Annotated in this window: 8 protein-coding genes and 1 rRNA gene; 7 read left to right on the top strand and 2 right to left on the bottom strand. The window is 57.5% G+C overall.

Annotation, left to right across the window (positions count from 1 at the left end; all coding sequences use genetic code 11):
- The first annotated feature begins 6 nt into the window (after window positions 1-6).
- The 5 genes from rrf to aceK all read left to right on the top strand — a co-directional run bounded on the left by rrf (window position 7) and on the right by aceK (window position 6,251).
- Window positions 7-122 (top strand): 5S ribosomal RNA (rrf, locus tag APT89_RS17520).
- Window positions 123-298: 176 nt separating this feature from the next.
- On the top strand, window positions 299-1,228 hold the full coding sequence (gene metA / locus APT89_RS17515) for a homoserine O-acetyltransferase MetA (protein ID WP_048957448.1): 930 nt from the start codon (window positions 299-301) through the stop codon (window positions 1,226-1,228).
- A 270-nt stretch (window positions 1,229-1,498) separates the two neighbouring features.
- Window positions 1,499-3,100, top strand: coding sequence for a malate synthase A (gene aceB, locus APT89_RS17510; RefSeq protein ID WP_060573144.1), 1,602 nt, complete (start codon window positions 1,499-1,501; stop codon window positions 3,098-3,100).
- A gap of 31 nt (window positions 3,101-3,131) precedes the next feature.
- The gene (aceA, locus tag APT89_RS17505) at window positions 3,132-4,436 is read left to right on the top strand and encodes an isocitrate lyase (RefSeq protein ID WP_060573142.1); all 1,305 of its coding nucleotides are present in this window, start codon (window positions 3,132-3,134) and stop codon (window positions 4,434-4,436) included.
- A 51-nt stretch (window positions 4,437-4,487) separates the two neighbouring features.
- Window positions 4,488-6,251, top strand: coding sequence for a bifunctional isocitrate dehydrogenase kinase/phosphatase (aceK, locus tag APT89_RS17500; protein WP_060573140.1), 1,764 nt, complete (start codon window positions 4,488-4,490; stop codon window positions 6,249-6,251).
- Here aceK and iclR read toward each other — a convergent pair.
- Window positions 6,205-7,032, bottom strand: coding sequence for a glyoxylate bypass operon transcriptional repressor IclR (iclR, locus tag APT89_RS17495; protein WP_072201792.1), 828 nt, complete (start codon window positions 7,030-7,032; stop codon window positions 6,205-6,207). The genes aceK and iclR overlap by 47 nt on opposite strands.
- A 193-nt stretch (window positions 7,033-7,225) precedes the next feature.
- Here iclR and metH point away from each other — a divergent pair, with 193 nt between their 5' ends.
- Window positions 7,226-10,909, top strand: a complete 3,684-nt coding sequence (gene metH / locus APT89_RS17490) for a methionine synthase (RefSeq protein ID WP_060573138.1) — start codon at window positions 7,226-7,228, stop codon at window positions 10,907-10,909.
- A 113-nt stretch (window positions 10,910-11,022) separates the two neighbouring features.
- Window positions 11,023-12,654 (top strand): Na/Pi cotransporter family protein, encoded by a 1,632-nt coding sequence (locus APT89_RS17485; protein ID WP_041911578.1) that lies wholly within the window; start codon window positions 11,023-11,025, stop codon window positions 12,652-12,654.
- On the opposite strand, the gene APT89_RS17480 is transcribed toward APT89_RS17485, so the two are convergent.
- Window positions 12,651-12,938 carry an addiction module antidote protein gene (locus tag APT89_RS17480; protein ID WP_060573145.1) on the bottom strand — a complete coding sequence of 96 codons (288 nt, stop codon included), beginning with the start codon at window positions 12,936-12,938 and terminating at the stop codon, window positions 12,651-12,653. The genes APT89_RS17485 and APT89_RS17480 overlap by 4 nt on opposite strands.
- Between the last annotated feature and the right edge of the window lie 6 nt (window positions 12,939-12,944).

Below are 12,944 nucleotides of genomic sequence, written 5' to 3'. Positions count from 1 at the left end.
AATTTGCCTGGCGGCTTTAGCGCGGTGGTCCCACCTGACCCCATGCCGAACTCAGAAGTGAAACGCCGTAGCGCCGATGGTAGTGTGGGGTCTCCCCATGTGAGAGTAGGGAACTGCCAGGCATCAATTAAGAAGAACCCCGTACCGTAAGGTGCGGGGTTTTTTGCTTTTGTTTTTCTCCCTCTCCCTGAAACTTTCTCACCTTCGACTTGCAGGCTCGACATTCATACCATTTCTGGGTATCGTTAGCTGTCTGGATGTCTAAACGTTTATACGTATATTGTGAGGAAGTAAGGTTATGCCGATTCGGGTGCAGGACGAGCTACCAGCCGTCAATTTCTTACGTGAAGAGAACGTCTTCGTGATGACGGCTTCACGCGCGACAGGTCAGGAAATTCGCCCGCTGAAGGTTCTCATCCTCAACCTGATGCCGAAAAAGATTGAGACGGAGAATCAGTTTCTGCGTCTGCTGTCGAACTCCCCGCTGCAGGTCGATATTCAACTGCTGCGTATTGATGCCCGCGAGTCACGTAACACGCCCTCTGAGCATCTGAATAACTTCTACTGTAACTTCGAAGATATTCGGGGGGAAAACTTCGACGGACTGATTGTGACAGGCGCGCCGCTCGGTCTGGTTGAATTTAACGATGTTGCTTACTGGCCGCAGATCAAACAGGTGCTGGAGTGGGCAAAAGATCACGTCACGTCAACGCTGTTTGTCTGCTGGGCGGTACAGGCCGCACTCAACATTCTCTACGGTATTCCCAAGCAAACCCGCACTCAAAAGCTCTCCGGCGTATACGAACACCACATTCTTCATCCACACGCGCTGCTGACGCGTGGTTTTGATGACACCTTCCTGGCCCCACATTCTCGCTACGCCGATTTTCCGGCCCAGCTGATTCGTGATTACACCGATCTGGAGATCCTGGCCGAAACGGAAGACGGGGATGCCTACCTGTTTGCCAGTAAAGACAAACGTATCGCGTTCGTTACCGGCCATCCTGAGTATGATCCCGATACTCTCGCATCAGAGTATTTCCGTGATGTCGAAGCGGGTCTTAATCCGGATATCCCGTACAACTATTTCCCGAAAAACGATCCGCAAAACAAACCAGGAGCGACCTGGCGCAGCCACGGAAATCTGCTGTTCACTAACTGGCTCAACTATTACGTCTACCAGATTACGCCGTACGATCTTCGCCACATGAATCCGACGCTGGAGTAATCGTCTGCATTAAACGATCCTAAAGCGTTTCAGCTATTCAGATCAGGCACCTTCGGGTGCCTTTTTTATTTCCGAAATCCCGTTCAACATGCCAGCAAACTTTAACTCCATATTAATCATCATGTTGCGTTGTAATTAAAATTAAAATGGAAATTGTTTTTGATTTTGGAAAAATTATAGATAGTCTTAATTCTGCTGAGCGAAAACTACACAACGATCTTTCGTTCGCATTGGGGGCGTGATTTTGGATCTTTGATGAGGAGCAGAACGATGACTCAACAGGCAACCACGGTCGATGAATTGACCTTTACCCAGCCGAATGGTGAGCAAGAACAGCAGGTTTTGACGGCCGAAGCGGTAGAGTTTCTGACTGAGCTGGTGACCCGCTTTACGCCGCAGCGCAATAAGCTGCTGGCGGCACGCATTCACCAACAGCAGGAAATCGATAACGGCAAGTTGCCAGGATTTATTTCGGAAACTGCTTCCATTCGTCGTGGTGAATGGAAAATCCGCGGCATTCCTGAAGATTTACAGGATCGTCGCGTTGAGATCACTGGTCCGGTAGAGCGCAAAATGGTGATCAACGCCATGAACGCCAACGTTAAAGTCTTTATGGCCGATTTTGAAGACTCGCTGGCCCCGGACTGGAACAAAGTTATCGACGGGCAAATCAACCTGCGCGATGCCGTCAACGGCACCATCAGCTACACCAACGAAGCCGGGAAAATCTACCAGCTCAAACCGAATCCGGCGGTGCTGATCTGTCGCGTACGAGGTCTGCACCTGCCTGAAAAACATGTCACATGGCGTGGAGAAGCCATTCCGGGCAGCCTGTTTGATTTCGCACTCTATTTTTTCCATAACTACAAAAACCTGCTGGCAAAAGGTAGCGGTCCCTATTTCTATCTGCCAAAAACGCAGGCCTGGCAGGAAGCCGCCTGGTGGAGCGAAGTATTTAGCTACGCGGAAGATCGCTTCAACCTGCCGCGCGGCACGATCAAGGCCACGCTGCTGATTGAAACGCTGCCCGCCGTGTTCCAGATGAATGAAATTCTGCATGCCCTGCGCGACCACATTGTCGGCCTGAACTGCGGACGCTGGGACTATATTTTCAGCTACATCAAAACCCTGAAAAATTATCCCGACCGCGTGCTGCCGGACCGCCAGGTCGTGACCATGGATAAACCCTTCCTGAGCGCCTATTCGCGTCTGCTGATTAAAACCTGCCACAAGCGCGGTGCCTTTGCGATGGGCGGCATGGCGGCCTTTATTCCGAGCAAAGACGCGGAGCGCAATAATCAGGTGCTCAACAAGGTGAAAGCCGATAAAGAGCTGGAAGCCCGTAACGGTCACGACGGCACGTGGATTGCCCATCCGGGCCTGGCCGATACGGCGATGGAGGTCTTCAATCGCGTACTCGGCGATAACAAAAATCAGCTGTTTGTCACGCGCGAAGAAGATGCCCCAACGGCTGAAGAACAGCTGCTGGCATCGTGTGCGGGCGAGCGAACGGAAGAGGGGATGCGTGCCAATATTCGCGTCGCGGTCCAGTACATCGAAGCGTGGATCTCCGGCAACGGCTGCGTGCCTATCTACGGCCTGATGGAAGATGCTGCCACGGCGGAAATTTCGCGCACCTCTATCTGGCAGTGGATCCACCATCAAAAAACGCTCAGCAACGGCAAGCCGGTCACCAAAGCCCTGTTCCGTCAGATGCTGGCCGAAGAGATGCGGGTCATCCAGGACGAGCTGGGCGAACACCGCTTCAGCAGCGGACGCTTTGACGACGCAGCGCGCCTGATGGAGCAAATCACCACATCAGATGACTTAATCGACTTCCTGACCCTGCCGGGCTACCGCTTCCTGGCGTAACTCACCACATAACAATATGGAGCATCTGCACATGAAAACCCGTACCCAACAAATCGAAGAATTAAAGAAAGAGTGGACTCAACCGCGCTGGGAAGGCATCCGCCGTCCTTACAGCGCGGAGGATGTGGTGAAATTACGCGGCTCGGTCAACCCGGAATGCACGCTGGCACAGAACGGTGCGGCGAAAATGTGGAAGCTGCTGCACGGTGGTTCCAAAAAGGGTTATATCAACAGCCTCGGTGCGCTGACCGGCGGTCAGGCATTGCAGCAGGCGAAGGCCGGCATAGAAGCCATTTACCTTTCCGGCTGGCAGGTCGCGGCGGACGCCAACCTGGCCTCCAGCATGTATCCGGATCAATCTCTTTATCCGGCCAACTCGGTACCGTCGGTGGTGGATCGGATCAACAATACCTTCCGCCGCGCGGATCAGATCCAGTGGGCTGCGGGTATCGAACCCCACGATCCGCGTTTTATCGACTATTTCCTGCCGATCGTCGCCGATGCGGAAGCCGGTTTCGGCGGCGTGCTGAACGCCTTTGAGCTGATGAAATCCATGATTGAGGCCGGTGCAGCGGCCGTTCACTTTGAAGATCAGCTGGCGTCGGTGAAGAAGTGCGGGCATATGGGCGGGAAAGTGCTGGTGCCAACCCAGGAAGCGATCCAGAAGCTGGTTGCCGCGCGTCTGGCTGCTGACGTGCTCGGCGTGCCGACGCTGGTGATTGCCCGTACCGATGCGGATGCGGCAGACCTGATCACCTCTGACTGCGATCCGTACGATAGCGAATTTATTACCGGCGAGCGCACCAGCGAGGGGTTCTATCGCACGCATGCCGGTATCGAACAGGCCATCAGCCGCGGCCTGGCCTATGCCCCTTACGCCGACCTGGTCTGGTGTGAAACGTCCACGCCGGATCTGGCGCTGGCGAAGCGCTTTGCCGATGCGATTCATGCGAAATATCCGGGCAAGCTGCTGGCCTACAACTGTTCGCCGTCCTTCAACTGGCAGAAAAAGCTGGATGACAAAACCATCGCCAGCTTCCAGCAGCAGCTGTCGGATATGGGCTACAAGTACCAGTTCATCACCCTGGCAGGCATCCACAGCATGTGGTTCAACATGTTCGACCTGGCGCACGCTTACGCGCAGGGGGAGGGCATGAAGCACTACGTTGAGAAGGTGCAGCAGCCGGAGTTTGCGGCGGGCAAAGATGGTTATACCTTCGTCTCTCACCAGCAGGAAGTGGGCACCGGCTACTTTGATAATGTGACCACGATTATTCAGGGCGGCACCTCCTCCGTCACCGCCTTGACGGGTTCAACGGAAGAAGCACAGTTCTAATCTTTTCCCCCTCTCCCCCCTGGGGAGAGGGTTGGTGGTGAGGGGGAATATATGTCGCGTGGCCTGGAATTACTGATTGCCCAAACCATTCTGCAGGGCTTCGATGCCCAGTATGGTCGTTTTCTTGAAGTGACCTCCGGCGCGCAGCAGCGCTTCGAACACGCAGACTGGCATGCGGTTCAGCAGGCCATGAAGCAGCGTATTCATCTCTATGACCACCATGTGGGTCTGGTGGTGGAGCAGCTGCGCTGTATTACCGACGGTAAAAGCCCGGACGCGGCATTTTTACTGCGCGTGAAAGAGCATTACACCCATCTGTTACCCGACTACCCTCGCTTCGAGATTGCGGAGAGCTTTTTCAACTCCGTCTATTGCCGGTTATTTGACCACCGCTCATTATCTCCTGAGCGGTTATTTATCTTCAGCTCCCAGCCTGAGCGCCGCTTCCGTACCATTCCGCGTCCGCTGGCGAAAGATTTCTTTCCCGATCGCGGGTGGGAAAAGCTCCTGCATCGCATCTTAACGGATTTGCCGCTGCGCCTTCCGTGGGAGAACAAGCTCCGAGATATCGGCTATATTCATGCGCATCTTCGTGAAACCTACGGCGAGGAGGTGCTCAGCCGCAGCCATTTGCAGGTGGCCAACGAGCTGTTCTACCGGAATAAGGCCGCCTGGCTGGTGGGCAAACTGGTTACGCCGACGGCCATTGTGCCGTTTCTGTTGCCCATTCACCGTACCGACGACGGCGAACTGTTTGTCGATACCTGCCTGACCACCAGCGCCGAGGCCAGCATCGTGTTTGGCTTCGCCCGCTCCTATTTCATGGTGTACGCCCCGCTGCCTGCCGCCCTGGTGGAGTGGCTGCGCGAGATCCTGCCGGGCAAAACCACCGCCGAGCTGTATATGGCGATTGGCTGTCAGAAGCATGCCAAAACGGAAAGTTATCGGGAGTATCTGCGCTATGTCACCGCGGCGGATAAGCAGTTTATCGAAGCGCCAGGTATCCGCGGCATGGTGATGCTGGTCTTCACGCTGCCGGGCTTCGACCGGGTCTTTAAGGTGATAAAAGACAGATTCGCCCCGCAGAAAGAGATGACCGCCGCCCACGTCCGCGCCTGCTATCAGCTGGTAAAAGAGCACGATCGCGTCGGGCGAATGGCCGATACCCAGGAGTTTGAAAACTTTGTGCTGGATAAGCAGCAGATCGATCCGGCGCTCATGTCGCTGTTAATGCAGGAAGCGCCAACGAAAATCACCGATCTGGGCGATAAAATAGCGATTAGCCATCTCTACATTGAGCGCCGTATGGTGCCGCTCAATATCTGGCTGGAACAGTCAGAGGGCCAGGCTTTGCGTGATGCCATCGAAGAGTACGGCAACGCCATCCGCCAGCTCGCCGCCGCCAATATCTTCCCTGGCGATATGCTGTTTAAAAACTTCGGCGTCACCCGGCACGGGCGGGTGGTGTTCTACGATTACGATGAAATTTGCTACATGACCGAGGTGAACTTTCGCGATATCCCGCCGCCCCGTTACCCTGAGGATGAGCTCTCCAGCGAGCCGTGGTACAGCGTTTCGCCGGGCGATGTGTTTCCCGAGGAGTTTCGCCACTGGCTGTGTGCGGACCCACGCATCGGGCCGTTATTTGAAGAAATGCATGAAGATCTGTTCCACGCCAGCTACTGGCGCGGGCTACAAACGCGGATCAAAAATGGGCACGTGGAGGATGTGTACGCTTACCGCCGCAAGCAGCGGTTTTGTGTGCGGTTTAACGAATCCCACCATACGCCAGCGTCACCTCTTTCGCGGCCTTAATCACCAGCGCGCCCAGCTCGGTCACCCGGTCGTCGGTCATACGTGAGATGGGGCCAGAGATGGAGATCGCAGCAAACGGCTCGCGATGTTCGTCGAAAATACAGGACGCGAGGCAGCGCAGCCCCAGCGCATGTTCTTCGTCATCAAACGAATAGCCGCGCTTGCGGGTCAACGCCAGATCTTCTTTCAGATGCACCGGCGACACCAGCGTGGCGTGGGTGTAGGCGTGCAGCCCTTTTCGGTGCAGCAGCCCCGTCACCTGCTCTTCGCTCAGCTGCGAGAGAAACGCTTTCCCCGCTCCGGAGGCGTGCATCGGCAGCTTGCCGCCAATCGGCGCGGACATGCGCATCAGCTGCGTGCACTGCACCTGGTCGATGATAATCGCCTGGTGGTCGCTCTGGTCGAGCACCGCAAGGTTCACCGTCTCGCCGGACTCCTCCATCAGCTTGCGCAGGATCGGGTGAACAATCGCCAGCAGGTTACGGCTCTGAAGGAAGCTGCTGCCCACGATAAACGCATGCGCGCCCACCGCCCAGTGCCCCAGCTCGCCGACCTGGCGGACAAAGCCCAGCTGCTGCATGGTGGTCAGCAGGCGGTGCGTGGTGGAGTTCGGCAGGCCAGCCTGCTGGGCCAGCTCCGTCAGGGCCACGCTGCCGTGCGACTCGGCTATCCACTCCAGCAGCTTCAGACCGCGCGTCAGGGATTGAACCTGTCCGCCGGGTTGTGCAGCGGCGGTGGCGGCAGGTTTTCTGCCGCGTTTGGCGGGAACGGTCGCGACCATGACGATCTCCTTTTTCTGTATCGTGGAAATCATTTTCGTTTTATTTGGTGAATTTGCAACCGTTTTCCTGACTGATCGGAGGAGTGATGGTGAACATGTCTCATGTTACCGCGGCGTGACTTTTCCACCCTGCGAGATTGTGCCAGTATGGAACGCAGCCTTTTGGCCTTGTTGAGCGTTGTCGGGAGCAAGTGTGAGCAGCAAAGTAGAGCAACTGCGTGCGCAGTTAAATGAACGAATTCTGGTGCTGGACGGCGGCATGGGCACCATGATCCAGAGCTATCGTCTGAGCGAAGACGATTTCCGCGGCGAGCGCTTCGCCGACTGGCCCTGCGACCTGAAAGGGAACAACGACCTGCTGGTGCTCAGCAAGCCGTCCGTGATTAAGGATATCCACAACGCCTACTTCGAAGCAGGTGCGGATATCGTTGAAACCAACACCTTCAACTCGACAACCATCGCCATGGCGGATTACCAGATGGAATCCCTGTCGGCGGAGATCAACTATGAGGCGGCCAGGCTCGCCCGCGCCTGTGCCGACGAGTGGACGGCCCGCACGCCGGACAAGCCGCGCTACGTTGCCGGGGTGCTTGGCCCGACCAACCGCACCGCGTCGATTTCACCGGACGTCAACGACCCGGCGTTTCGTAATATCACCTTTGACCAGCTGGTTACGGCGTATCGTGAATCGACCAAAGCGCTGGTGGAAGGTGGCTCCGACCTGATCCTGATTGAAACGGTGTTCGATACCCTCAACGCCAAAGCCGCGATATACGCGGTGAAAGAGGAGTTTGAGGCGCTGGGCGTTGACCTGCCGATCATGATCTCCGGCACCATCACCGACGCCTCCGGGCGTACCCTGTCCGGCCAGACAACCGAAGCGTTTTATAACTCCCTGCGCCACGCCGACGCGCTCTCCTTCGGCCTGAACTGCGCGCTGGGACCAGACGAACTGCGCCAGTACGTGCAGGAGCTTTCGCGCATCGCCGAATGCTACGTTACCGCGCATCCGAACGCCGGTCTGCCGAACGCGTTTGGCGAGTACGATCTGGATGCTGACACCATGGCGGCGCAAATCCGCGAGTGGGCCGAGTCAGGCTTCCTGAACATCGTCGGCGGCTGCTGCGGCACCACGCCGGAGCACATCGCCGCCATGAGCCGCGCCGTGGACGGGCTGCCGCCGCGCAAGCTGCCCGAGCTGCCGGTTGCCTGTCGCCTTTCCGGCCTGGAGCCGTTGACCATCGGCGACGACAGCCTGTTTGTGAACGTGGGTGAACGTACCAACGTTACCGGTTCCGCTAAATTCAAGCGCCTGATCAAAGAAGAGAAGTACAGCGAAGCGCTGGACGTCGCCCGCCAGCAGGTGGAAAGCGGGGCGCAGATTATCGATATCAACATGGACGAGGGGATGCTTGACGCCGAAGCGGCGATGGTGCGTTTCCTCAACCTGATTGCCGGTGAGCCGGATATCGCCCGCGTGCCGATCATGATTGACTCCTCGAAGTGGGAGGTCATCGAAAAAGGGCTGAAATGCATTCAGGGCAAAGGCATCGTTAACTCCATCTCGATGAAAGAGGGCGTGGATATCTTTATCCACCACGCGAAGATGGTACGCCGCTACGGTGCGGCCGTGGTGGTGATGGCCTTCGATGAGGTGGGCCAGGCCGACACCCGCGAGCGCAAAATTGAGATATGCCGCCGCGCGTACAAAATTCTGACCGAAGAGGTGGGCTTCCCGCCGGAAGACATTATTTTCGACCCGAACATCTTTGCCGTCGCGACCGGCATCGAAGAGCACAACAACTACGCCCAGGACTTTATCGGCGCGTGTGAAGACATCAAGCGCGAGCTGCCGCATGCGCTGATCTCCGGCGGCGTGTCGAACGTCTCGTTCTCGTTCCGCGGCAACGACCCGGTGCGTGAGGCGATCCACGCCGTGTTCCTCTACTACGCCATCCGCAATGGGATGGACATGGGCATCGTCAACGCCGGACAGCTGGCGATTTACGACGATCTGCCTGCCGAACTGCGCGATGCCGTAGAGGACGTGATCCTCAACCGTCGCGACGACGCCACCGAGCGCATGCTCGACCTGGCGGAAAAATACCGCGGCAGTAAATCGGATGAATCGGCCAATGTTCAGCAGGCCGAGTGGCGCGCCTGGGACGTGAAAAAGCGTCTGGAATACTCGCTGGTGAAAGGGATTACCGAGTTCATCGAGCAGGACACCGAGGAAGCGCGTCAGCAGGCAACCCGCCCGATTGAGGTGATCGAAGGGCCGCTGATGGACGGCATGAACGTGGTCGGCGATCTGTTCGGCGAGGGCAAGATGTTCCTGCCGCAGGTGGTGAAATCCGCTCGCGTCATGAAGCAGGCAGTGGCTTATCTTGAACCCTTCATCGAAGCCAGCAAAGAGAAGGGCTCCAGCAACGGTAAAATGGTTATCGCCACCGTGAAGGGCGACGTACACGACATCGGCAAAAACATTGTTGGCGTGGTGTTGCAGTGCAATAACTACGAAATTATCGACCTTGGCGTGATGGTTCCGGCGGATAAAATCCTCAAGACCGCGCGCGAAGTGAACGCCGATCTGATTGGCCTCTCCGGCCTGATTACGCCGTCGCTCGACGAAATGGTCAACGTGGCAAAAGAGATGGAGCGTCAGGGCTTCACCATTCCGCTGCTGATTGGCGGGGCGACCACCTCGAAAGCGCACACGGCAGTGAAGATCGAGCAGAACTACAGCGGACCGACGGTTTACGTGCAGAACGCCTCGCGCACGGTGGGCGTGGTTTCGGCACTGCTCTCCGAGACTCAGCGCGACGATTTTGTGGCGCGCACTCGCCAGGAGTACGAAACCGTTCGCGTGCAGCACGGGCGCAAAAAACCGCGCACGCCGCCGGTGACGCTCGCTGCCGCACGCGATAACGACCTGGCCTTTGACTGGGCAAGCTATACGCCGCCGGTCGCGCATCGTCTGGGCGTGCAGGACGTGACGGTCAGCATCGAGACGCTGCGCAACTACATTGACTGGACGCCGTTCTTTATGACCTGGTCGCTGGCGGGCAAATATCCGCGCATCCTCGAAGATGAAGTCGTAGGCGAAGAGGCGAAGCGCCTGTTTAAAGACGCCAACGATATGCTGGACACGCTGAGCGCAGAGAAAACCCTCAACCCGCGCGGCGTGGTGGGGCTGTTCCCGGCGAACCGCGTGGGTGACGACGTGGAAATCTACCGCGATGAAACCCGTACCCACGTGCTGGCCGTGAGCCATCACCTGCGGCAGCAAACCGAAAAAGTGGGCTTTGCCAACTACTGCCTGGCAGATTTCGTTGCGCCGAAGCTGAGCGGGAAAGCTGACTATATCGGCGCCTTTGCGGTAACCGGCGGTCTGGAAGAAGACGCCCTGGCAGACGCGTTTGAAGCGCAACACGATGATTACAATAAGATCATGGTGAAAGCGATTGCCGACCGCCTGGCGGAAGCCTTTGCTGAATACCTGCACGAACGCGTACGTAAGGTGTACTGGGGTTACGCGGCGAATGAGAACCTCAGCAACGAGGATCTGATCCGCGAAAACTACCAGGGGATTCGTCCGGCGCCGGGCTATCCGGCCTGTCCGGAACACACCGAAAAAGGCACTATCTGGAAACTGCTGGACGTAGAAGCGCATACCGGCATGAAGCTCACCGAGTCGTTCGCCATGTGGCCGGGCGCATCCGTGTCGGGCTGGTACTTCAGTCATCCGGACAGCAAGTACTTCGCCGTGGCGCAGCTGCAGCGCGATCAGATCGAAGATTACGCCCTGCGCAAAGGCATGAGCGTGTCTGAGGTAGAGCGCTGGCTGGCGCCGAATTTAGGCTACGACGCGGACTAACGTCACTTTTCCTTACAACAAACAGGGCACCTCAACGGTGCCCTGTCTCTTTCTTACGTTTAAACCCTTATACTCAATCATAAAATCTAAAACGATAAGGAGAACCCACTTCCGTGCTGACGTTGTTACATCTGCTTTCGGCAGTCGCACTGCTCGTATGGGGCACCCATATTGTCCGCACCGGCGTGATGCGCGTGTTCGGCGCGCGCTTACGTACCGTCCTCAGCGGCAGCGTTGAGAAGAAGCCGCTCGCCTTCTGCGCGGGGATTGGCGTCACGGCGCTGGTGCAAAGCAGCAATGCCACCACCATGCTCGTCACCTCGTTCGTGGCGCAGGATCTGGTCGCGCTCGCCCCGGCGCTGGTGATCGTGCTGGGTGCTGACGTCGGTACCGCGCTGATGGCGCGTATCCTGACGTTCGATCTCTCCTGGCTGTCGCCGCTGCTGATTTTCATCGGTGTGATCTTTTTCCTTGGCCGCAAGCAGACCCGGGCCGGGCAGCTTGGCCGCGTGGGCATTGGCCTCGGACTGATTCTGCTGGCGCTGGAACTGATTGTGCAGGCGGTGACGCCTATCACCCAGGCGAACGGCGTGCAGGTCATCTTCGCCTCGCTGACCGGTGACATCATGCTGGATGCGCTGATCGGAGCAGTGTTTGCCATCATCAGCTACTCCAGCCTGGCCGCCGTGCTGCTGACGGCCACGCTCACCGCCGCGGGCGCGATCTCCTTCCCGGTGGCGCTGTGTCTGGTGATCGGCGCTAACCTCGGCTCTGGCCTGCTGGCGATGCTTAACAACAGCGCGGCCAATGCTGCCGCCCGCCGCGTGGCGCTGGGGAGTTTGCTGTTTAAGCTGGTGGGCAGCCTGATTATTCTGCCGTTTGTCCATCCGCTGGCAAACCTGATGGACAACCTCCCGCTGCCGAAAGCGGAGCTGGTGATCTACTTCCACGTCTTCTATAACCTGGTGCGCTGCCTGGCGATGGTGCCGTTTGCCGCGCCGATGGCCCGCTTTTGCGAGCGTCTTATCCGTGATGAACCGGAGCTGGACGCGCGCCTTAAGCCGAAGCATCTGGATACCTCCGTGCTGGACACCCCCGCGCTGGCCATCGCCAACGCCGCCCGCGAAACGCTGCGCATGGGCGACGCGATGGAAACCATGCTCGAAGGGCTGAAAAAGGTGATGCACGGCGAGCCTCGCGAGGAAAAAGAGCTGCGCAGGCTGGCGGACGACATCAACGTGCTGTATACCGCCATCAAGCTCTATCTGGCGCGTATCCCGCAGGACGAACTGGCGGAAGAGGAGTCCCGCCGCTGGGCGGAAATCATTGAGATGTCGCTTAACCTTGAGCAGGCCTCGGACATCGTTGAGCGTATGGGCAGCGAAATCGCGGACAAATCCCTGGCCGCGCGTCGGGCGTTCTCCGTGGAAGGGCTGAAGGAGCTGGAAGCGCTGCACGAAAAGCTGGTGAGCAACCTGAAGCTGGCGATGTCGGTCTTCTTCTCCAGCGACGTACCGAGCGCGCGCCGCCTGCGCCGCAACAAGCATCGTTTCCGCATTCTCAACCGTCGCTACTCGCACGCCCACGTTGAACGTCTGCACCAGCAGAACGTGCAGAGCATCGAGACCAGCTCCCTGCACCTGGGGCTGCTGGGGGATATGAAGCGTCTTAACTCGCTGTTCTGCGCAGTGGCGTATAGCGTGATGGAACAGCCGGATGAAGACGACGAGCGGGATGAGTATTAATCCCCGGCGTGTTTGAGTGTTAACCCAAAACCCAATGCTTTCATGACCGCGAGCGTGGTTTTGAGCGTTGGGTTTCCTTTATCACTAAATGAACGATAAAGCTGCTCACGTGATAAGCCGGTTTGCTGTGAAATGGTCGACATTCCTTTGGCTCGCGCGACAACACCAAGGGCTTTAGCGATATACGTCGAGTCGCCTGTTTCTAGTGCATCAGCGATAAACACGGCGATTTCCTCGTCATCCTCCAACGCGTTGGCGGGATCGTAAGGTGTTAATTTATGCATGCTCAT

The sequence above is a fragment of the Enterobacter sp. 50588862 genome, from assembly GCF_001462935.1.
GTDB lineage: Bacteria > Pseudomonadota > Gammaproteobacteria > Enterobacterales > Enterobacteriaceae > Enterobacter > Enterobacter bugandensis.
Note: the sequence above shows the minus strand (reverse complement) of the source record. Positions and strands in the feature narration are given on the sequence as shown.